Below are 21,776 nucleotides of genomic sequence, written 5' to 3'. Positions count from 1 at the left end.
TGATAGGTCAACGTATTAATCCGAAGTAACTGATCACGATAATTCCCAAGCCGATTCGGTACCAACCGAAGGGTTTAAAGTCATTATTTCGAATGTAATTCAGCAGGAACTTGATCGATAGGTAGGCCACCACGAACGAGACCACGACACCGGTGAGCAGGACCACGAGTTCGCTTCCGTTGAAGGTATTACCACTAACAAAGTATTTTAAAACCTTAAGTAGTGATGCACCAAACATGGTTGGAATGGCCAAGAAAAATGAGAATTCAGTAGCCACGTAACGTGAGGCACCAATGAGGATAGCACCCAAGATGGTTGCCCCAGAGCGAGACGTCCCGGGAACCAGTGAGAGTACCTGGAAGAGACCAATCACTAAGGCCAATTTATAAGAAATCTGATTGAGAGCCGTGAAACGCGGCTGTCTCTTGCGATTGAAGTTTTCAATCACAATGAAGAGAATTCCATAGATAATCAGCGTGGCAGAGATCACTTGCCAACTGGTCAGGTGGGCATCCATCCAGTCATTCAAGGGCAGGCCGACAATGACTGAAGGCAGAACGGCGACAATAACCTTGAACCATAGCGTCCAAGTCTGACTGCGTTCAAGGTGGTCTTTACCAGGTGCCCACGGATTGAGTTTGTTGAAGTAGAGCACCAGAACGGCCAGAATTGCCCCTAGCTGAATGACCACCATGAACATATTGATGAAGGCAGTCGATTCATTTAATTTAACGAATTCATCGGCCAAGTAAAGGTGACCGGTGGAGCTGATTGGCAGAAACTCAGTAATTCCTTCGACGATGCCGAGAATGACGGCTTTAATGATTTCTAACACGGCGAGTCTCCTTTGCAAATGCAAGATGAAGTAAGTAACTCCAATCATAGGTAATGACTGTGTAGAAGACGTCACGTTTGTGTAAAATCTCTGTAAATTAAAACGACTACCGTAAACGTTGTACGGTGGTCGCTTGTGCTAGTCGTTCTCGGTAGTGATTTGTAAGCGGCTCTGTAGCTGGCGGTAGCCCACTACGGCGCCGAGAAAGAAGGTGGCCGCTAAAAACGCGGATAGCGGTAGGCGATTGAACATGTTAGTTGGTAAAACCAATGCTAATAGTGGGAAAGCGTAAGCAGCGGGTAATTTGATATGCAAGAATTGTAATAAAACAAAGACTAAGGGCAAGCTGATCAGTGTGGTCAGTAACCAAGAGGCTAGCAGAAGGTGAACCAGCACGCCAATAGTTGCCGCGCCACCTAAAGCTATAACCTGTTTGGCGGCCATTTTGAAGGAGTAGTTGGGCATCTGAGAAACTTCGAAAAAGACGACCAAGACGGGCGGAATGCCGGCCATTTGGGGGTATCCGCAGGCCCAAACAGCGACTACCCAGATGAGAGCGGCGAGGCTAAAACCCAGCATGTGTGAGAAGCGTAGGGGTTGCCCCGCAGGAAGGTTCTTGTAGTGGCCCTGAATTAAAACGCCGACCATTAATAACGCCGTAAATAGAAAGATGGCAAGAATAAATGACCAATGGGTGGCGTTGATAATGATGGGTAACAGTCCAGTTGCGAAGGCAGGGGCTAAAGTTGAGTTCAAAATGCGAAGCAAGGTTAGAATCAAGACAAGCGTTAACAGGACCTTCTCAGGGTAGTTAATAGCAATTTGATTGACCAGAAAGCCAATGACCGCAGTTCCCGATGGGGCAAGGAATATCTTGATGGGTTGACGAATCCAAGTTTTGTTTTGATAGATCCACATCCCGGTGGTGAGTGCGGCAATTTCGGGAAGGATGATTTCGGCGTCATGAAGCCAACTGGCGGCAGTGACCATGAGGAGAACAAAGGCAAAGCCAATGAGATAATTGCCAACCTCTCGTTTTGTGAGTGACATGTTAGTGATAAGCCTCCTTCGGCTATTCTTTTCTGAAAGGCTAATTGGATTTAGCACAAGTGATTATGATTCTAACATATGTTTTCAGAAAATTCAGGTCGGAGTGGTTGGGTGAAATAGGAGAAACGTCAAAATTGACCGCGTAGAATACATAGGAAATTATGAAGGCGTCTGCTGAAACCGCTGTTATATAGGCGTTTTAATAAATAGGTAAAGGTTATGTAGATGAATTGTACAGGGTTAGTGTAGTTGCCCATTTCGAATGAAAACTCAGGTAAACTGTGCAGTATGTTATTTCGGTCGCACGAGGATAGAGCGGTCGATATGACCAATCGTTTAACTGCAGACAAATTCAGAAGGGATTTTGAGATATAGATGACTACCCGAGGAAGACAATTACGAGCAACACTCGCAACTGCCCTAGTATTGATGCCATTGCTGACACCGGTGGCTCACGCGCAAACGAGTATGACCCATCAAGTTTTGGCAAGTCAGGTGGCAGCTAAGGCCCAAGATGAAGCTGCCAAAGCAGTAGACGTTAAGGGAAATACCATTGAACAGACTGGTGATCAACTGGCTTCAGGAATCAAAGAAACCAAGGTGACCTACAAGAACACGGCCGGTGATCGCACGGTCATGCATTCTGTATCGGTCGATTTAAAGGATAAGACGGCTGGCTTATACGCCGGGACAATGGATGACGGCAAAGGAATTGGTCTACAGACTGTTCGTGGTGAAGCCGAGGCTGCCATCAAAAATGGGCATCAAGTAGTGGCCGGACTTAACGCGGACTTCTTTAACATGGGAACCGGTGAACCATCTGGGAGCGTCGTTAAGGATGGTGTTGAAATTCATGCGGCTAAAGCGAATAGTGGTGAAGCCTTCTTTGGGGTCAAGAAGAATGGTGAGGCCATGATTGGCGATCAAGGTCAATATGATGCCGTGAAGGGCGACTTACAACAAGCCCTTGGTGGTTTGGGCATCTTGGTGAAGCAAGGCGTTGTTCAAACGGGCCTGACGCAATATGGCGATAACTTTGCTGCGCGGAGTGCCGTGGGTATTCGCCAGGATGGGTCAGTTTTCTTTGTCACAGTCGACGGTAAGCAGGCGCCATACTCAAATGGGATGAAAACGTCTGAATTAGCAGAAACCATGAAGGACCAAGGTGCCGTTGATGCCCTTAACCTCGATGGTGGTGGCTCCGCAACTTATCTGTCACGGACCCCTGGAGATAAGGATTTAAGCTTAAAGAACAAGCCTTCTGATGGTGAAGAACGGAAAGTCGCTAACAGTTGGTTGATTACGACGACTGAAAAATCGGACCACACATTTGACCGGGCTCAGGTGTCGCCTAAGGACCAAGTATATACACCGGAGTCAACGATCAACTTCGTAGCCAAAGGGGTCGACAAGGCCGGCTATGATGCAGAATTACCGGCTGATGCCACTTGGTCGCTGCAAGATAAGAACTTAGGTGAGATCGATGCCAAGACTGGTGCGTTTAAATCGAATGGTAAAACCGGTGATGCGACCGCTAATTTAGTCCATGACGGAAAGACGGTTGGTCAGGCAACGGTAACGGTTGCGACGCCAGATACGATTGAATTCTTAAACAAGAAGCTGAGTTTGAAGACTGATTCTACAGCTTCATTAGGAATGACTGCTCGATATAAAGGACGCGATGTGACATTAAAAGCCGGTGACCTTGATTGGCAGCTACCTGCGGAATTAGGGACGATTGATGACAAAAACCAGTTACATACGGCTGGCAAGCATGCTAAGGGGACCATTACAGCAACGGTCACTGGAACTAAGATTTCTGAATCGTTAGAAGTTCAGATTGGGCAGTTGCCAGTTGTTCTGTATGATTTTGAAAAGGGACTGGATGATTGGAAAGTCAGTGGTTCAGGTCGGGGAGAAGACAATAGTCTTTCACTGGCGAGTCCAGAAGATGGCCAGGTTCGCTTTGGCGACCACGCCATGGAAGTTAAATTTGACTTCACGACTGGACAAAAAGGAACGACTTTGGGTGCCTATGCTGGTCCAGAAGTTAAGAAAGAAATTCCAGGTAGCCCAACTGCAATCGGCATGTGGGTTTACGCAACGCCAGAGGCCAAAGGATATTGGTTAAGAAGTCAAATCTATGATGGTAAGGGAACACCTAAGCCGCTTAACTTTACTGATCAAAAGACGGGGATTGACTGGACGGGCTGGAAGTATGTAGAAGCCGAAGTGCCAGCTAGTTATCAGGGGCCATACGCCACGTTCCCTAAACAAGTTGTCCGCATGATGGCATTGAAGTCTGGTAATCCAGGTGGGTCACCACAGACTAAGGGGAGTATCTACGTCGACAATATCCGTGCAGTCTATGGCGCTAACGTTGATGACTTAAAGAGTCCGATTGTCGATAATATTTCCGTTGATGGGAAAACGTTTAAGGACGGAAATATTACAATTACGACCAAGGTGCATGATGACCAAGATGACCCCAACATGACTGGTATTGATTGGGAAAAGAACAAAATCTACATTGATGGTCAAGACATGACCAGCGACAGCACCAAGTACACCTTTGATCCGGACGGCACGTTTACGTTAAAGGGGTACCAGTACGCTAACGGAACGCACCACGTTAAGGTATCCGTGTACGATAAGTTTGGCAACCGGACGGACAAGGATGCTTACTTTGAAGTTCATACGAATAACCAAACTGGAATCAGTTTAGAAGTTGCTAAGAACGCATCGGCTAACCTGGGTAGTACGATTGGTTTTGACATCATGGCAGAGAATTTGGCCAAAGTTAAATCGGGTGAGTTCACCATTAACGTCGGAAAAGACTTCCCGGTCAAGGACGTTAAGTTTGCTGGCGACTCTAAGGACAATACTTTTGAGTATGATAAAAACACTGGAATTTTAAAGCTGCACATTAAAGATAACAGCAAGGGTAAGGGGACCAATAAGTCACTAGCGCATGTGACCTTAGATGTGCCAACAGAGACTGAGGCCGATGCTAAGCTCATCGTGCAATTAACCAAGGGAACTGTTGAGTTTACCGACTCGAGTAACAATGCAGATATGCTGAGCAGCTTTGCCTCGAAGCCAACTAACATCAATATTGCGGCCAGTTATCAAATGAAGCTTGGTCAAATGATTGTTGGCGCAGCGGGCAGTTTAACGGTAACTGATGCGCATAACAAAGCTGTTGGTGGCGCAGTAGTGATGATGAAGACGGCAGATGGCAAGACGGTTGAAGCGGGCAAGACTGATAGTCAAGGTCGACTTAAGAGCGATAAGTTAACCGAAAAGCCTGGAAAGTTCACGTTGACTGCGGCCATTGGGAGTCATAGCAGCTTCCCAACGCCGGCTCAAGCATTTACGCCGGAAAAATCAGACACCCCTTCTAACCTGCTGACGGGATCAACTCAAGATCCGACGACGCAAAAGACGATTACGTGGTTCTCTAATCCAATCGTAGGAAAGCAAGCAGCAATTATGCAAATTGCGCCTACTAAGGATTACGCAGATAAGAAAGAAAAAGCCTTTAAGGATTATAAAGGTGAGCAGAAGACATTTACCTACGTCAGCGATAGTAAGGCGATTAGTGTAAATAGTGTGACTGCTAAGGATTTGAAGCCGGGAACCGAATACACTTTCCGTGTCGGCAATGGTGAAAAATGGTCTGCGCCGCGTCATTTTAAGACGTTAACGGATAGTAAGCAGTTGAAATTTAATATCTTTGGTGACACACAGGTCAGTAATGCAGCACAACTAGATGACTTTGATAAGATTATTGAACGACTGGAAACGGATGAACATAAACCAGACTTTGCGCTACATGTCGGTGATTTCAACGATGACCAAGCCGTCTTCAATGAAGCTGATATTACGTCGCAAATGTTTGATAAGCATCCCGTTTATGATTCCTTAGATATGATCCATGTCTTAGGAAACCATGAGTACATGGGGGATGACGGAAGTAAAGCTACAGCAATGCTTGGAACACCAGGTCATAACGGGGCACCGGTTAATAGAAAGGGTACATTCTCTGTTGACTATGGTAACATGCACATTGCTTCCGTGGGGTGGACCAACAACGTTGATGAGATGAAGCAGGAAATGGATTGGCTTCGACAAGACATGCGTTCTTCCAACAAGACGTGGAAAATCGTTGCGACCCATCAACCACCATACAACAAGAACCCATCAGACTCTGAGTCAACGATGTTCCGGAAAATGTTACCACCAGTCTGTGACGAATTAGGTATCGATATTGTCTTCAGTGGTCATGATCATTCTTATGGTCGGACGAAGAAGCTCTTTGATAACAAAGAGAATGCAACCAAAGGGACCACATACCTAGCAGCCGGTCATACTGGGGACAAGACGTATGATATCTTGCCAAACGAACCGGAAGCTTGGGCCTTCAAGCAAGATGAAAAGGACAAGAATCAAAAAGTTTATTTAACGGCCGAAGTTAACGACCAAGCAATGAAGATTGTGACGCGTGATCCAGACGGCAAGGAAGTGGATGCGGTAAATTTAGTGGCTAACAAGCATCCACAAACGATTCCTGGTGGTAACGGTGGCCAAGGCGGCGGACAAACAGGTGGTGGAACTGGCGTAGGCAAGCCAACACCACCAACGAAGCCAACAGAACCAAGCAAACCAACGCCATCACCAAAACCAACTGCACCAACAAATTCAACATCGACGACGAAGCCAACGACAACAGTAGATACTTCCAAGCCAACGACGACAACGTCAGCGCACAAGAAGTCAACGCCAGCAGTCGTTACCGCAGTTAAGGGGATGGCACTTTACCGTAAACCAGACTTCTCCAAAGCAGGTCGGATTGTCGCTTATCGTCAACAAGCACAGATGCACCAACCACAGTTTAAGGTCTTGGGAACGACTAAGTCTAAAGCCGGCCATTTACGCTATCATGTTCGCGACATGAACAAGAAGTCGAAGAGTTATGGCAAGACGGGGTATATCACGGCTAGTTCCAAGTACGTTCAGTCGGCCGATTATACCAAGGCAACTAAGACCATCACGGTGATCAATGTCAAGGGACTCAATGCTTACAGTAACGGTAAACTAGCTGGTAAGACGAAGCACCATTACCGTCAGGGCCAAGTGTTAAAGGTGAAACGAATTGTCCGTCAAAATGGGAAATACAGTTTCCAATTAACCAATAAACAGTATGTTTCAGCGAACAAGCAGGACGTTCAAACGGGGAAGCACACGAAGCCAACGACAGTCACTGTAAAGCAGAGCATTAATCTTTACCGTGATGTTAACTTCAAGCACAAGCTCCACTCAGTTTCAGCGAAGACAGTACTCAAGGTAACCGGTTGGGATTACTCTAGCAAGGGTGTTCTCCACTACCGAGTTGCTGGCGGCTACGTCACTGCTAGTCATGCTTTAGTAAAGTAAATCAGTTAGAATAGAGAGTAAAGGGGGTCATTACTTGATGTAGTGACTCTTTTTGCGTTGTCGGCCTTAAGACAGTCTGTCTTTCACGCTATAAAGGTGTAAAATCAAGCTACGGTTTCACTACTCGTTAAAATCAAGAAAGCTGGTCAGAACATGTTTCAAGACATTGCTCCCAAAGTATTCGATAATCACTATGAACAACGGCGGGCACCACGCGCTGATGACTATGTTGTTATTTACAACGACCGTCAAGTCGTGATGTACCAAGAACGTACGCTACCGACATTTCAGGAAGCCACGGCCAAATGGCAATTAACGCCAGATCAGATGACGTATCTCTTCCAAATCGACCAGACGGCGTTTTACTTGGTGGCGGCTAAGGTCACACCCAATGCCGATTACCAATATGCCAACGCCCGCGCCTTTCGAAATTTTACGCCGACTTGGCTGGGCTACGCTGGTGCGACCGCCGCACACTTAGGTTGGTGGTATGAAACCAACCAATTTTGCGGTCGGTGTGGGCATACCACGGTTCCCGACCAGCAGGAACGCGCCATGGATTGTCCGCAGTGTGGACAGAAAATCTATCCCCGAATTTCGCCAGTCGTTGTGGTTGGGGTCACCAGTGGCGATAAGATTCTGCTGACGAAATACTTAACGGGTTATCAACCCTACACCCTGATCTCCGGCTTCGTTGAAATTGGGGAGACCCTCGAAGATGCCGTGCGGCGTGAGGTTCATGAAGAGGTGGGCTTAGACATTCATAATATTCGCTACTACGGCAGCCAACCCTGGGCCTTTTCTGAATCATTGCTCATGGGTTTCTTCGCGGAACTTGATCATAAAGAAACCATCCAACTGGAACATGACGAGCTGTCACAGGCCAAATGGTTCGACCGCAACAATATGCCCGATGATGGCGCCAAGTTTATTTTAGCCTGGGAGATGCGTCAGGCTTTCCGGAACGCAAAAGCATAGACTAGCGGAACTTTTATTTTCAATCAGGTAAGGTATACTAAAATCAAATACAATGACCATTCAGGAGGAACACTATGATTACTCTAAAATCAGCCCGTGAAATCAACGGGATGCAGGCGGCTGGCGACATTTTAGCTGGCCTCTTTCACGCATTAGCCGATTACATCAAGCCCGGAATCACGACTTGGGATATCGACCATTTTTCTTACCAATACATTATCGACCACGACGCCACGCCAGGAGAGCTGAACTTTGAAGGTTACAAGTACTCGACCTGTGTTAGCGTCAACGATATGATCTGTCACGGTTGCCCCAGCAAGGACATCCTGATTAAACAGGGTGACTTGATCAAGGTCGATACGGTTATCGATTATCACGGCTATCTTAGTGATGCTTGCCACGCCTTTGTGGCCGGTGAAGCTTCCGCCGAAGTCCAAAAACTAATGGACGTGACGCTGAAATCCTTATACCTCGGCATCGACCAAGCCGTTGTCGGCAATCGTATCGGTGATATTGGGCATGCGATTCAAGCCTACGCCGAAGATGAGCTGGGCTATGGTGTCGTGCGCGACTACGTGGGCCACGGCATCGGGCCGACCATGCATGAAGATCCAGACGTTCCGCACTACGGTCGAGCAGGTCACGGCACGCGGTTAAAAGCCGGTATGACCATCACCATCGAACCCATGATCAACGTGGGCGACTGGGGCTGTAGTGATCCCGCTGATGATGGTTGGACGATTCGGACCATTGATGGTAGTTTGAGCTGTCAGTACGAACACACCCTAGTCGTGACTGACAACGGGCCAAAGATTTTAACGTCGTTTGACCATGAGTTAGATGCGAAATATTTGTGGCAAGCAACGAACTAATAATTGAATAGGTGTTGTCATCAAAAAAACGATCATCTCCTAAAAGGACGATCGTTTTTTTGATGATTTTATTTAAAACTTTTGATAAAGCCACAATTGATTGGAAGCAGGATAAGGTAACAATCGATTTAGAAGTCACCATCTATTAGCTCAGTTTTCGTTGTAGTTTTCTCGATAGGTGAATCCGAGTGAGAAGTGATGAATTTTTCGTTAGTGAACGGATTCGTTTTCTCAGGCAAGAAGACAATCGCACCATCTCGTCCGGAGAACACTTCATAAGAATCAAATCGCGTTTTAATAGTCTTGGGAATCGTTAATACAGTTGTATTGCCAATTTCTTTTAGCTTGACGGTGGTCATTTGTTTTCCCTCTTAAATTGTATATTCAATATATATTGAAGGCGGGCGAACAGCAAACTTTTAGCTTGTTCAAGTAAAATGAATCGAAATTTTTCTTTTTCATCGTCGCTTCGTGATGAACAGTGCTTGAAATCAGAAGACAAATAAAGCCCGCTAAACACCGTTCCACCGCGGATGCTACAAACCCGAGCTTGTCGGCAAACGCAATTTTCGGTAAGCTAATTTGTGGAGGCGGGGCTAATGAACTTTGCGGATAATTTAAAAAACGTCCGGCATCAGCAGGGGATGACTCAAGCTGATGTCGCGACCGAATTACACGTATCACGGAAGACCATTTCAAGTTGGGAAAATGGGCGGACTTATCCGGATATCCTGACGTTAGTGAAACTGGGGGACATCTACCAGATTTCGTTGGATCGTTTAATGAAAGAAGACTTAGGGATGGCACAGCATTATCAGCATCAAGAAAAGGTTAGTCGGCGGAATGACCGCGTCGTGGAAGTGACAACCTACGCGAATATTGCGCTCTTATTTCTCGTTTACGTCTTATTGTTTTTACCAGGTCACAAACTGGCTACAGTTGCCGGTGGCTTATTACTGCTTAACCTGATTATTTTAGCGCCAGCTTATCAAAACTTTGACGCATGGCGGGTGCATGGCTGGCACCTGGCGCTGATCACCATCATGGCGATTGTCCTGAATACGGTCATCGTGGTCACCGTTACCGGTCAACCGGAAGCCAGTATGTTGGCGTCTAATGCGGCGGATGGGGCCGTGGGCGCCGGTTATGCCTTTGGCTACGTTGCTGGTCGCGCCCTGTGGATCGGGACGTTAACGGTCAGTGGTATCTTCGCCATTTATGGTCGGGCCAAGCAAGTATAAATTGGCCTATACCAAGTCGTCTTCTCATGGTATAGTTGACCTAAACGAAAACCAGGGGAGCGAAGCGATTTGTACAAGATTATTACGAGTGACTTAGATGAAACGTTGCTGCGAAAAGACGGGACGGTCTCACAGGCCAACATCGACGCGATTGCCGCGGCTTCGGCCAAAGGGGTTAAATTTGTCCCCAACACGGGCCGCAGTTTCACCAGCATTCAGGGCCTACTACAACAGTTACATCTCTACCAGCAACCGAATGAATATGTCGTGTCGTACAACGGGGGCGCTGTCATTGAGAATCAAAACAACCGCGTCATTGTCAGCAACGCCATGCCATTTGACGAGGCACAGCGGGTCTTTGACATCATGCGCCAGTACGAGGTCGACATTCACGTCTACACCCTAGACCACTTGTACATTTACCAGCTACGCGCTGACGACAAGCACTACCTGCAAACACGGGGCGTCAACTATGACGAAATGGTTGGTACGTTTGACCAATTTAAGGATGATCAGATTATGAAGGTCATTGCCATGAACCCGGACTTTGGTGTGCGTCAGGAGATGCTGCAAGCCGTGACGGCAGCGTTTGACCAACACATCAACTGTACTTATTCTTCCGGCATCTACATGGAGGTCAACCATTTTGGTGTCGACAAGGGAACGGCAATTCTGGACCTGGGCAAGCAGCTGGGCGCGAGTGCCGATGAGATCATTGCTATTGGGGATAACGCCAACGATTTGGGGATGCTGACCAAGGTTGGCCTGCCAATTTCCGTGGCGAACGGGATCGATGAGGTCAAGCAGGTCGCTAAATTTGTCACGCCCAACGATTACGAACGTGGCGTGGCGGATGCCATTGAGAAATTTATTTTATAATTCAGTGAGGTCGAGAGCCGAAACTCTCGGCCTTTTTCGTAGGTTGACAGGACCCGCAATCTCCCGTATGGTAAGACAATATTACGCAGAGAGGGGGGATAAACCCATGGATTTAGAAAAATTAATGGCGTGTGTCCCCGCAAACGGGCAAGGACGTTTTTCCGTAGAGTAAATTATAAGGAGAAATACGATGAAAAACGTCCGTCACACAGTCCCATCATTGGGATTGATCATTGCCCTCGTTGGTTTTCCACAAATCAGCGAATCCATCTTCACCCCGGTCCTGCCGCAGCTCCAGCGTGCCTTTGCTGTGAGCGCCAACCGGGTTCAATTGACCATGAGCACCTACTTTGTTGCCTTTGCCATCGGGGTCCTGATTTGGGGTCAGCTCGCCGATAAATGGGGCCGGCGTCCCGCCATGTTGGCCGGTATTGCCGTTTATCTGCTGGGTAATTGTGGCCTGTATTTAAGTGGGAGTTTCCTGCCATTTTTAGACTGGCGGCTGGTTCAAGCCTTCGGCGCTAGCGCCGGTTCCGTGGTCACCCAGACGATTATGCGCGAGAGTTTTAGTGGCATCACAGGGGCTAAAATCTTTGCCCGCACCAGTGCAGCCATGGCACTGGCACCAGCCTTTGGACCATTGATCGGTGGGCTTGTCCAGACCTACCTTGGGTATCGCAGCGTCTTTGCCACGTTGGTCGCGATGGCCGTTGCTGTGGGGCTGTACGCGCTGAGTCGACTTCCCGAAACCCGGCCGGTTCAGATTGCCACGCCGAGCGTTAATCAGCGAAAATTGGTTGGTCGTTTGCTGACCGATCCGGTGGTTTGGGGCTACGGCATCTTAATCGGTGGTATCAATGGGATTCTATTCAGCTACTATGCAGAGGCGCCGTTTATCTTCATGACCCACTTTGGCTATTCCGCGGTCCGTTATGGCTGGTTGGGGTTGGTGTTAGCGAGCGCCAGTCTATTAGGTGCGGTCATTGTCAACGCTGCCTTGAACTTTTGGTCACCAGAACGCGTTGCGGTGGCAGGACTTCTCCTGAGTGTCGTTGCTGGAAGTGGCCTGCTGACGGCAGCTATTTTTCAGTCAGCACTTGCCATGATCGGCGGGATCTTCCTGACCTTTTTAGGCCTAAACATCACGTTACCCAACGCTTTGAATCGTGCGCTGGTTGGCTATGAGGCCGTCATGGGGAGTGCCAGTGGCTGGTTCAGCCTTGGCTATTATTTATTAGTCAGTGCCGTCACGTATGGCATGAGCTGCGTGCACAACGGGTCGATCGTCACGTTGCCGGTATACATGCTGGTCATCAGCGTGGTGATGCTCGCCGTGTACGTGCGATTGGAACGTCAACGAGATGAAATTGGTGTCATCAGTTCTGACGATTAAAACAAGCTAAAATGGCGGCCTCACGGCGAAATCTGTGAGGCCGTTTTTATAAAATTATTTGTAAGACGTCCGCTCAGAATCCAACCAGAAATTATGCTAAACTGGCCGTGAAATTCAGAGAGGAGCCGGAACCGTGCAGAAAAAGTTAGAAACGTTGGCGTACAGTGGACCCTTGAAGTTGAAGCGGGATACCGTGAGTGAAAAGCAGGTGACCGTTCAGGCCCAGGTGGACTTGGACACCGGAGAGGTTCAGCTGGTGGTGAGTGACCGGGATCTACAGCGGTTGCGGCAGGATGCGCATCAAAGTTGTCGGTAGAAGTGATCAGAGCAGTTATTGGCCTAAACGCTGATAACTGCTTTTTTTGCGGAAAATAAATGGCCATAATTAGTCAACTTGATTAACGGGCGCAAGGTCGATTAAGCGTAGTGGCTGAACGGCTAGCTCCCGAATTAAATATAACGCTAGATACGTTAAAGTTCGCTTATTTTTATTTTATATAGCTTTTACCGCAACCGTCTGGTATAGTTTTGGATGTAATAACTAATGATTATCAATTATAATTTTATTAATGTTCGTATTTTAGGAGGAATCCACCGTGGATAAGTTTTTTAAGCTTAAAGAATCAGGAACCACTGTCGGCACCGAAGTTGTTGCCGGCATCACGACGTTCTTCGCCATGTCGTATATCTTATTTGTTAACCCGCAGATCTTAGGTCAGACGGGGATGCCGCAACAGGCCGTCTTCTTAGCAACCATCATTGCGTCCGTTGCGGGCACATTGGTCATGGGGCTCTTCGCCAATGTCCCTTATGCGTTAGCTCCCGGAATGGGATTGAACGCCTTCTTCACCTATACCGTGGTCATGGGATTAGGCTTCAAGTGGCAACAGGCCTTGGCCTTAGTCTTCTTCTGTGGCATTATCAATATTATTATCACCGCCACTAAAATTCGAAAAATGCTGATTTCAGCGATTCCAATGAATCTTCAACTTGCCATTAGTGGTGGGATTGGGGCCTTCATTGCGTATGTTGGTTTGAAAAACGCGAACTTCTTACAGTTTACCAGTGATGCCAGCAACATCCTGTCCATTAACGGCAAGGCGTTCGATGCAACGCAAAAGACGTTTAGTCAGGGCGTGGGCACCGTTGTGACCGGTGGGGGAATTGTTCCCGCACTGGAAAACTTTAACTCACCAGCGCTAGTTTTGGCCCTGATTGGGTTAGTCATTACGGTCATCTTCAAGGTACGCAAGGTTCCTGGGGCACTCTTGATTGGAATCTTAGCCACGACCGTGATTGGAATTCCTATGGGCGTCACGAATCTCCATTTGGCTAGCAGTTATTCGATTGGATCCTCCGTCCATCAATTAGGCACGACCTTCCTGGCGGCCTTTTCTCACGAGGGAATGGGGTCACTGTTTGCCGAGCATAATCGGGTCATCCTGGTGCTCATGACGATTCTCTCGTTCAGTCTATCCGACACCTTCGATTCGTTAGGAACGTTTATCGGAACTGGCCGGCAAACCGGAATTTTCTCTGGATCGAAGGAACTCGCACTGGAAGGCCAACCCGGGTTCAAATCCAAGCTGGATAAGGCACTGTTCGCCGACTCCATCGCGACTGGTGTGGGGTCCATCTTTGGGACCTCTAACCTGACGACCTACGTGGAAAGCTCTGCCGGAATCGGTGCTGGTGGTCGAACAGGACTGACCAGTGTCGTTGTCGCCATTCTCTTCCTGCTGAGTTCGCTGGCATCGCCATTGCTGTCCATCATTCCAACCGCTGCCATTGCACCATCGCTGATCCTGGTGGGGATCATGATGATGAGTTCCCTCAGCAAGATTCCATGGCACGATTTAAACGAGGCCATTCCAGCCTTTATGACCACGTTTATCATGGCATTTGCCTACAACATCACTTATGGGATTGCCGCTGGGTTCATCTTCTACTGCCTGGTAAAAGTTGTCTTGGGTAAGGCTAAGGAAGTTCACCCGCTGATTTGGATCGTTTCCATTCTGTTTATCATTAACTTTACGGTGTTAGCTTTAGTCTAAACAACATCTCAAAAGCGTCGTTACCGGTCTTTCGGATTGGTGGCGACGCTTTTTGTATCGGTCATGAAAGAGGCATGAAAATTGGCGAGCCTAACTAGTTGATGTGCACAACTAGATGTCCTAGAATCTAAACAGAATTAAGTATTTCGGCAAAAAGAACGGAAGGGACGAGGCGAGGGTGAAATTCTTCAGGCGATTCATGTTGGTGATGGCGTTAGCAGTGGCCCTATTTGTCGTCAGCAATTGGCGCTCACTCAGTTATTACCGCACGGCACTGACCACATTGGCAACGGGGTTGGTGACCGGAAAGACGACCACGACCAAGTCCGCCGACTACCGGTCGAGTGGCTACATTTTACGAAATACCGCCGATGCGACGACGCAGACCGGTGCGGATAATACGCCAGTCGAGGAGGCCATGCAGGGTGTGTTGTTGCAGAAAACATATCACTACCATTACGCGGCAGACACGCCGGCGCGGGTGCAGCAAAAGTTCAACGCCGCCATTCAAATTTACAATAAAACTGGAATCGTCAACTTGACGGCGGGTAAGGCCAATGCGAATGGAAATCAAATCACGTTGAGTGCCTACCACAAGGAAGAAGAGCTCAGTCAAGGTACCGTGGAGTTTGGCCACGGGGGTCCCCAAATTACACAGCGTATCAGTTGGCGGGGCATTCAAACCACCAATGCCGGTAAGGCCAAACTCAATGTGACCTATAAGCAGGCGGTTAAGCTCTCCGTAGCCGTCCACGAGTTGGGCCACGCGCTGGGACTCGACCACAGTTCTGACAAGGACTCCGTGATGACCGCGATTGATCATGGTAACACACAGTTGTCTGCGGCCGATGTGCAGAGCCTGAAGAGCATTTACGACAAATAATCATGCCATAGAAAACGCCCAGACAGCAGTGCAAAGGGGCCGCTGTCTGGGCGTTTTAAGTTCAATTAAGGATTAAGCTAATGGCACTTTTCGGTCCAATTTTGGTGTGGTGATTGGGCTGTGTGTTTGCAGGTAAGTCGTCAGGAGGTCGATATCCTGACCGGCGTTATCAACGATCGTGCCATGCGTGAAGGCTGCGTAGCCGTCCCCACCCGTGGAAAGGTAGTCGTTGGTTAAGACGTGATACTTCTGGGTCGGGTTGATGGCGTCACCCTTAGCCGTTTTGACATCGGATACTGTGAAGAGCTGGTCGCCGGTGGTTGCTGGGCTGTACTTGTAGGTCAGTCCAGAAATTTGTAGGAAGTAGAGTTGTGACTTGGTGTACTGTTCGTTCAACAGGTCGACGATATCCTTCCCAGTCATTTCAACGATGGGTTGGCTATTGCCATAGGGTTGCATGTCGTACAGCGTTCCCAGCGTGACCTTACCAGCTGAATTAACGTTCATATCGCTACGAATAGAGTCGTTGCTGGTCACAGCGAAGTCGACCTGATGGCTCTGTTCGTTTGCGGTCGTCCGTTGGGCATCGACCACGACATAGGCTGCAGCGGATTCCTTGTTGTTGGATAGGTCGTTGCTGATGGTCTTGCCACCGGCGATGGACCCGACTTCGGTGTTGATGATCGGGGCCACGCGACGGTTAGCGTCAGCGATGATGCCGTTGATCTTCTTAACGGTCTTGTCCTTAGCAAACGTGGCGGTTGGGTCATCCTTCAGCGAGAAGACTGGGGCGACCTTCGCCTTGACGCTACTCTTGACGAAATCGTGGGTCTTGGTGCTGAGCTTAGCCGTAATGTTGGCGTAGCCGCGGCCCTGCATCCCAGCCTGAACGACGGGCACACCCTTCACGCGGCCATTGGCGTACTGGTGGCTGTGACCGGCGAAGAAAATATCAACGCTGTTCTTGGGGTCGATCTTGTTTAATTCCTTGAGGTCGTTGACGGCGTCCCCAGTGGTCTTGCCATTTTGCGTGACTGCTCCGGTATGACCGAGGACGACGATGGCCTTAACGCCTTTGGCCCGCAGTTGCTTGTCGTATTTGGCAATCGTCTTGGCTTCGTTAAGCAACTTGTAGTTCTTCGCGATGCCCGGCAAATTGGTGTTCAAAATACCAATGTAGCCGACCTTAACCGTGGCCTTGGTCTTCGGGTCCGTGATCTTTTTGATCGTGTAGGGTTTCCAGTTCGCAGGAATCTTGTTGGTCTGCTTGTCGCGAACGTTGGCGATGACGATTTGCATGCCAGTCTTCACGAACGGATATTTCTTAATGGCTTGGACCTGTTGAGGGTTCTTGATGCCCGTGGTGCTGGGCTTCTTCCCGTTGACGAGGTTGCCGTACTGACTCAAGCCGTGGTCAAATTCGTGATTGCCGATGACCCCAACCTTGACCCTCATGGCCTTTAACGTGCTCAGCGTGGGGCCGTCATCGAGTAGGGCCGAGTTGGCAGGACTGGCGCCGACCATATCCCCGGATTGCACCCGCACAGTGACCCCGTTAGCATGGGTCTTTTTAAATGACGTCTGCGCCTGATCGAGGTAGCCGCCTAAGCGCGCCACGGTCCCCGCACCTTCGATGGTCTTGCTGTCCATGAAGAGCTTCCCGGTGGCCTGTAACCCACCGTGGAGGTCGTTGATTCCTAAGAACTGCACCGGAATCTGAATAGTCTTAGCCTTCTTGGTTGGTTTAGCCTTTTTCGCAACTTTCTTGGCGTATGCCGTTGTTTGCGGGCTTAGTGACGATGATGGACTCATCAAGCCACCAGCTACTGCTCCCAAGCATCCTAATGCTCCTAATATGTATAACGTTTTACCTGACAAACTAGCCATGTTATTGGCCTCCTGAAATATAGTGATAGCGCTTACAAATATGATAGTAGCATAATTAAAGCGGATAAACAATATCACCCTTGTTGCTTTTCCTAATTTTCCCCATCCACAATGACGGCGGCTTGCGGTAGACTAGGGGATAAGGATATTTGGGAAGCGGGGACGGACGATGGTAAATGAGACGAGCAACCTAGTGCGGCACAGTTTACGAACAGAATACTTTTCGACCGGGTGGATGGTCTTCGAATTTCTAGTGGGTTTCTACTCCGGATTAAAGGCGGGGTCGATCCTGCTGATTGCTTTTGGCCTGGATAGTTGTTTAGAAATCGTATCCGGGAGCACGTTGATCTGGCGGCTACGTAAGGAGATTAATGGCGCACCGACGGCCGAGATTGAACATGCGGAACGCAGGTCGTCACTGATTGTGGGGACGGTCTTGCTGTTGTTGGCGGTCTATGTGACCGGGGTCGCCATTGCCAACTTGGTGCTTCATCAGGCAGCGGACACCAGTTTTTCCGGTATCGGCATTGCCGTTGCCTCGGTGATCTTGATGCCATTGTTGGCGTTGCGGAAACGCTCTTTAGGCAAGCAACTTCATTCGGCGGCGTTGATCGAGGACGGCATGTGCAATATCACCTGCGCCTACATGGCCGCCACGGTCCTGGTCGGCGCGGCGTTGACGGCGTGGGTCGGCTGGTGGTGGAGTGATTCCGTTGCCGCGCTGGTTCTGGTTTATTTCATCGCGAGCGAGGGCTGGGAGGCATTTCAAGCCGGTCGCGGTCGAGCCGAGTAATGGGGACATTTAATTTTTAAGGGGGAGTTTTTGTGCCAGTCCAAAATGAGTTATTAGTGATTGACGTGCAGAATGGGTACAGTGAAGCGACGGGGTATGATGACCTAGTTGCGAAAATTAATCGGCGGTTGGACGTGTATCACCACGCGCACCATCCCGTGATTTTTCTACAAAAGACGGATGACGAGCTGGTGTACAGCAGTCCGGTGTGGGAGTTGGATGCGCGGCTACACTGGCAAAACGACGTGATCGTTCCCAACTATCATGACGATATTTTCTTTGAGACCGGATTAGCCGAGCGTTTGCGCCATTTGAATGTGAAAAGTATTGAGGTGTGCGGCCTGCAGACTGAATTGGCCGTGGACACGGCCATTCGGGTGGGCCACAGTCAGGGCTTTCAGATGGCGATTCAGTCTGGACTGGAGACGACATTTGACTCATTAGAGTTAACGGCCGAGCAGATTCGGCGGCACCATGAACGGCTCTGGGCGGAGAGCTTCGCCACAGTGTACACGCAACCCCTAGCAAAATAGAAGCTAATCGTAAACGATTGATGTATCATTAATTTGTGCACAATCGTTTTTAAATTGGGCTGGTTCATTTGAAAGGATGAGGCGTTATGGCTACGATTTATGACTTTAAGGAAACCGAAATGAGCGGCAAGACCATTGATTTTAAAGACTATCAGGGCAAAGTATTACTGGTCGTCAATACCGCCAGTAAGTGTGGATTGGCGCCGCAACTAGAGGGAATTGAAGCCCTGTACAAGCAGTATCACGACCAGGGCTTTGAGGTGCTCGGGTTGCCTTCCAATCAATTTCACCAGGAGCTAGATTCGGACGAAGCGACCAGTGACTTTTGCCAAATGCATTATGGGGTAACCTTTCCCATGACAAAAAGGATTGCGGTCAATGGGGATGACGAGGACCCACTGTTCACCTACCTCAAGGAGACCGCGGGGCATGGGCGGATCAAATGGAACTTCACGAAGTTTCTGATTGGTCGGGATGGCCAGTTGATCGACCGCTACGCCCCGGTGACGAAACCGGAGAAGGTTGAACCGGATATCGTTAAGGCCTTGGCGGAAAGTAAATAGCTATGCCAAAAAGGATCATCGCAGCCCTAGTCGCTACGATGATCCTTTTGCGTCTCGCTTAATGGCCAATCAATGCGCCAACGCCAATCGCCACAATCGTATAGACAATCGCAATCAGCGTGGTTTGCCAGGTACTTTTACTCCAAAATTTTTCTTCCATCGAAAATCCCTCCTAAGCGGCAGTCGGTGCTGGTGTGGACGTCAGTTTCGACGTGTTGAGCAGCAGGGAACTGGCAACGACTGACAGGGAGCTGAGGGCCATTCCGAGTCCGGCGATTTCCGGACTCAACGAGAGGCCGAGGGCGAAGAAGACGCCGGCAGCCACCGGAATCCCCAACGTGTTGTAAATAAACGCCCAGAATAGATTCAACTTGATTCGATTAAAGGTCTTCTTGCTGAGTTCCAGGGCGCGCACGACATCTTGTAGGTCGTTTTTGACCAGGACGATACCGCCGGATTCAATGGCAATATCGGTGCCGGACCCCATAGCGATGCCGACGTCGGCAGTTGTTAAGGCGGGGGCGTCATTGATGCCGTCACCCACGAAGGCGACCGGACCATCGGCTTGGAGGCGCTTGACGTTATCGGCCTTGTCGCCAGGTAACACGTCCGCAATCACATCGTCGATGCCAACTTCGGTGGCGATGGCCTGAGCGACCCGTTGGTTATCCCCCGTCAGCATGACGGTCCGCAACCCGCGCTTCTTCAACGCAGCAATGGCACTAGCAGAGCTGACTTTCGGAGCATCTTGAATGGCGATCAGGCCAATGATCTTACCAGCCAGGCCAACCACAACGACCGTCTTCGCCTCACTTTGGAGCTGGGCCATGCGTGTGCTGAGTTCTGGCGTCAATGTGTAATCGGCGACCAATTTGTCGTTCCCAATGAGGGCGGCTTGGCCGTTGACCGTGGCCTGAACGCCTTTACCTTCGATGGCCTTGAAATCAGTTGCGGCGGTAACGGCGCGGCCATCAGCCTTGGCCTTATCCAGGATGGCTGCGGCGAGGGGATGTTCCGATGAGGCTTCCAAACTAGCAGCCACGTCAAGAACGGTCGCAGTGTCACCCACAATGTCCGTGACCTGGGGATGACCAGCCGTGATGGTCCCCGTCTTGTCGAAAACGACTGTCTTGATGCGGTTTGCGGCCTCGAGGACCTCACCATTTTTAATCAGAATCCCCATCTTCGCGCTGCGACCAGTTCCGACCATCAAGGCCGTGGGAGTCGCAATACCGAGGGCACAGGGACAAGCGATGATGACAACGGAAACGGCGAAGAGCATGGCGTTGACCACGCTGGCGCCGAGGAACACGTACCAGATCGTAAAGGTTAAAATGGCAATGATCAGCACGGCAGGGACGAAAATGTCCGCCACCTTGTCGACCGTTTTTTGAATGGGCGCATGGCTAGTCTGCGCCTTCTTGACCATTTCAACGATTTGCGACAACAGGGTGTCACTACCGACCTTGCTAGCCCGAAACATAAAGGTACCTGTGTTGTTCATGGTCGCGCCGATGACGTGATCACCAGCCTTTTTCGTGACCGGCATGCTTTCACCGGTGACCATGGATTCGTCAATGGTCGAGGTGCCTTCGGTGATGACGCCATCGACGGCCACCTTTTGACCGGGCTTTACGCGAACGATGTCATCAACGACGACTTCGGCCAAGGGTACCTTGACCAATTGACCGTTGCGCATGACTTCGGCGTCTTTGGCCTGCAGGTCGACCAGCTTACTAACGGCGCCTGAGGCAGAATGCTTCATTTTTTCTTCGAAGTACTGGCCGAGCAGAATGAAGGTGACCACGAAGGCGGCACTTTCATAGAAGACGGCCTTGCCGGTCAGCATTGCGTAGAAACTGTAGAGGTAGGCCGTGGCCGTCCCAATGGCAACCAGCGTGTCCATGTTGGCGTGATGATGACGAAAGGCGGCCCAGGCACTCTGAATGAAGGGCCCAGCGGAAACGCCCATGACGGCGGTGGTCAGGAAAAACATGGTCCAAGCGCCACCAGGGAGCATGAAACCAAAGGGAGCTGCCAACATTTCGACGAGCATGGGGAGCGAGACAATCAGCGAGAAAACGAAGCGATTCTTGATGCTCATGACTTAATGACCACCTTTCCGTGGAACATGTCCATCCCACAACTGAAGTCGAATTCGCCAGCACGACTGGTGTCGATGGTCACGGTCCGGGGCGTGTTGAGCGGCAGGTCTTCACTGAAGTTGAGCGCTTGTGAGTGCACTTGTTCCAGACAGCCAGCGTTATTGATGCGATTAAATGTCAATTCGGCGGGCACACCCTGGGTTAAAACGACTGTGGCGGGTGAGTAGCCGCCGTCAACGGTGATGGTTGCAACTTGTTTGTTTGTCATGATGAA

General features: G+C 49.6%; 18 protein-coding genes. 12 read left to right on the top strand and 6 right to left on the bottom strand.

Annotated features, from left to right (window positions below):
- Positions 1-7: 7 nt before the first annotated feature.
- Complete coding sequence (locus tag JUF10_RS00575; protein ID WP_203640309.1) at positions 8-835, bottom strand: undecaprenyl-diphosphate phosphatase; 828 nt, start codon at positions 833-835, stop codon at positions 8-10.
- Positions 836-973: 138 nt separating this feature from the next.
- A complete protein-coding gene (locus JUF10_RS00570; protein ID WP_203640308.1) occupies positions 974-1,885 on the bottom strand; it encodes a hypothetical protein in 912 nt (303 codons plus the stop codon).
- A gap of 375 nt (positions 1,886-2,260) precedes the next feature.
- On the opposite strand from JUF10_RS00570, the gene JUF10_RS00565 reads away from it, so the two are divergent.
- The 3 genes from JUF10_RS00565 to map all read left to right on the top strand — a co-directional run bounded on the left by JUF10_RS00565 (position 2,261) and on the right by map (position 9,171).
- Entirely contained in the window at positions 2,261-7,321 is a 5,061-nt protein-coding gene (locus tag JUF10_RS00565; protein ID WP_203640307.1) for a phosphodiester glycosidase family protein, read from the top strand.
- 153 nt (positions 7,322-7,474) lie between these two features.
- Positions 7,475-8,299, top strand: a complete 825-nt coding sequence (gene nudC / locus JUF10_RS00560; protein ID WP_203640306.1) for an NAD(+) diphosphatase — start codon at positions 7,475-7,477, stop codon at positions 8,297-8,299.
- A gap of 74 nt (positions 8,300-8,373) precedes the next feature.
- Positions 8,374-9,171, top strand: a complete 798-nt coding sequence (gene map / locus JUF10_RS00555; RefSeq protein WP_203640305.1) for a type I methionyl aminopeptidase — start codon at positions 8,374-8,376, stop codon at positions 9,169-9,171.
- 128 nt (positions 9,172-9,299) lie between these two features.
- Here the strand turns inward: map and JUF10_RS00550 are convergent, their stop codons facing one another.
- Positions 9,300-9,530: an antitoxin of toxin-antitoxin stability system gene (locus JUF10_RS00550; RefSeq protein ID WP_203640304.1), complete on the bottom strand. Its 231-nt coding sequence runs from the start codon at positions 9,528-9,530 to the stop codon at positions 9,300-9,302.
- A 240-nt stretch (positions 9,531-9,770) separates the two neighbouring features.
- Here JUF10_RS00550 and JUF10_RS00545 point away from each other — a divergent pair, with 240 nt between their 5' ends.
- The 6 genes from JUF10_RS00545 to JUF10_RS00520 all read left to right on the top strand — a co-directional run bounded on the left by JUF10_RS00545 (position 9,771) and on the right by JUF10_RS00520 (position 15,621).
- Positions 9,771-10,412 (top strand): helix-turn-helix domain-containing protein, encoded by a 642-nt coding sequence (locus JUF10_RS00545; protein ID WP_203640303.1) that lies wholly within the window; start codon positions 9,771-9,773, stop codon positions 10,410-10,412.
- Between the two features lie 69 nt (positions 10,413-10,481).
- Positions 10,482-11,291: a Cof-type HAD-IIB family hydrolase gene (locus JUF10_RS00540; protein WP_203640302.1), complete on the top strand. Its 810-nt coding sequence runs from the start codon at positions 10,482-10,484 to the stop codon at positions 11,289-11,291.
- A gap of 190 nt (positions 11,292-11,481) precedes the next feature.
- The gene (locus JUF10_RS00535; RefSeq protein ID WP_203640301.1) at positions 11,482-12,684 is read left to right on the top strand and encodes a multidrug effflux MFS transporter; all 1,203 of its coding nucleotides are present in this window, start codon (positions 11,482-11,484) and stop codon (positions 12,682-12,684) included.
- 133 nt (positions 12,685-12,817) lie between these two features.
- Positions 12,818-13,000: a hypothetical protein gene (locus JUF10_RS00530; RefSeq protein WP_203640300.1), complete on the top strand. Its 183-nt coding sequence runs from the start codon at positions 12,818-12,820 to the stop codon at positions 12,998-13,000.
- Between the two features lie 280 nt (positions 13,001-13,280).
- Positions 13,281-14,738, top strand: a complete 1,458-nt coding sequence (locus JUF10_RS00525; protein ID WP_203640299.1) for an NCS2 family permease — start codon at positions 13,281-13,283, stop codon at positions 14,736-14,738.
- 178 nt (positions 14,739-14,916) lie between these two features.
- Entirely contained in the window at positions 14,917-15,621 is a 705-nt protein-coding gene (locus tag JUF10_RS00520) for a matrixin family metalloprotease (protein WP_203640298.1), read from the top strand.
- A gap of 72 nt (positions 15,622-15,693) precedes the next feature.
- On the opposite strand, the gene JUF10_RS00515 is transcribed toward JUF10_RS00520, so the two are convergent.
- Positions 15,694-17,508, bottom strand: a complete 1,815-nt coding sequence (locus JUF10_RS00515; protein WP_203640297.1) for a bifunctional metallophosphatase/5'-nucleotidase — start codon at positions 17,506-17,508, stop codon at positions 15,694-15,696.
- A 169-nt stretch (positions 17,509-17,677) separates the two neighbouring features.
- Here JUF10_RS00515 and JUF10_RS00510 point away from each other — a divergent pair, with 169 nt between their 5' ends.
- The 3 genes from JUF10_RS00510 to JUF10_RS00500 all read left to right on the top strand — a co-directional run bounded on the left by JUF10_RS00510 (position 17,678) and on the right by JUF10_RS00500 (position 19,397).
- Positions 17,678-18,301, top strand: a complete 624-nt coding sequence (locus tag JUF10_RS00510) for a cation efflux transmembrane domain-containing protein (RefSeq protein WP_203640296.1) — start codon at positions 17,678-17,680, stop codon at positions 18,299-18,301.
- A 32-nt stretch (positions 18,302-18,333) separates the two neighbouring features.
- Positions 18,334-18,834, top strand: coding sequence for an isochorismatase family protein (locus tag JUF10_RS00505; RefSeq protein ID WP_203640295.1), 501 nt, complete (start codon positions 18,334-18,336; stop codon positions 18,832-18,834).
- Between the two features lie 86 nt (positions 18,835-18,920).
- Entirely contained in the window at positions 18,921-19,397 is a 477-nt protein-coding gene (locus tag JUF10_RS00500; RefSeq protein WP_203640294.1) for a glutathione peroxidase, read from the top strand.
- Between the two features lie 172 nt (positions 19,398-19,569).
- On the opposite strand, the gene JUF10_RS00495 is transcribed toward JUF10_RS00500, so the two are convergent.
- Together JUF10_RS00495 and JUF10_RS00490 are read right to left on the bottom strand one after the other, a co-directional pair.
- Positions 19,570-21,501, bottom strand: coding sequence for a copper-translocating P-type ATPase (locus JUF10_RS00495; protein WP_203640293.1), 1,932 nt, complete (start codon positions 21,499-21,501; stop codon positions 19,570-19,572).
- Positions 21,498-21,770: a cupredoxin domain-containing protein gene (locus JUF10_RS00490; protein WP_203640292.1), complete on the bottom strand. Its 273-nt coding sequence runs from the start codon at positions 21,768-21,770 to the stop codon at positions 21,498-21,500. The genes JUF10_RS00495 and JUF10_RS00490 overlap by 4 nt, the downstream gene beginning before the upstream one ends.
- Positions 21,771-21,776: the final 6 nt, after the last annotated feature.

The organism is Levilactobacillus andaensis, assembly GCF_016861695.1.
Taxonomy (GTDB): Bacteria; Bacillota; Bacilli; order Lactobacillales; family Lactobacillaceae; genus Levilactobacillus; species Levilactobacillus andaensis.
Note: the sequence above shows the minus strand (reverse complement) of the source record. Positions and strands in the feature narration are given on the sequence as shown.

Coding starts and splice junctions, on each gene's coding strand:
- JUF10_RS00490 (WP_203640292.1), bottom strand. CDS start 21,770: ATGACAAACAAACAAGTTGCAACCATCACCGTTGACGGCGGCTACTCA.
- JUF10_RS00565 (WP_203640307.1), top strand. CDS start 2,261: ATGACTACCCGAGGAAGACAATTACGAGCAACACTCGCAACTGCCCTA.
- JUF10_RS00515 (WP_203640297.1), bottom strand. CDS start 17,508: ATGGCTAGTTTGTCAGGTAAAACGTTATACATATTAGGAGCATTAGGA.
- JUF10_RS00495 (WP_203640293.1), bottom strand. CDS start 21,501: ATGAGCATCAAGAATCGCTTCGTTTTCTCGCTGATTGTCTCGCTCCCC.
- JUF10_RS00510 (WP_203640296.1), top strand. CDS start 17,678: ATGGTAAATGAGACGAGCAACCTAGTGCGGCACAGTTTACGAACAGAA.
- JUF10_RS00545 (WP_203640303.1), top strand. CDS start 9,771: ATGAACTTTGCGGATAATTTAAAAAACGTCCGGCATCAGCAGGGGATG.
- JUF10_RS00535 (WP_203640301.1), top strand. CDS start 11,482: ATGAAAAACGTCCGTCACACAGTCCCATCATTGGGATTGATCATTGCC.
- JUF10_RS00570 (WP_203640308.1), bottom strand. CDS start 1,885: ATGTCACTCACAAAACGAGAGGTTGGCAATTATCTCATTGGCTTTGCC.
- map (WP_203640305.1), top strand. CDS start 8,374: ATGATTACTCTAAAATCAGCCCGTGAAATCAACGGGATGCAGGCGGCT.
- nudC (WP_203640306.1), top strand. CDS start 7,475: ATGTTTCAAGACATTGCTCCCAAAGTATTCGATAATCACTATGAACAA.
- JUF10_RS00500 (WP_203640294.1), top strand. CDS start 18,921: ATGGCTACGATTTATGACTTTAAGGAAACCGAAATGAGCGGCAAGACC.
- JUF10_RS00550 (WP_203640304.1), bottom strand. CDS start 9,530: ATGACCACCGTCAAGCTAAAAGAAATTGGCAATACAACTGTATTAACG.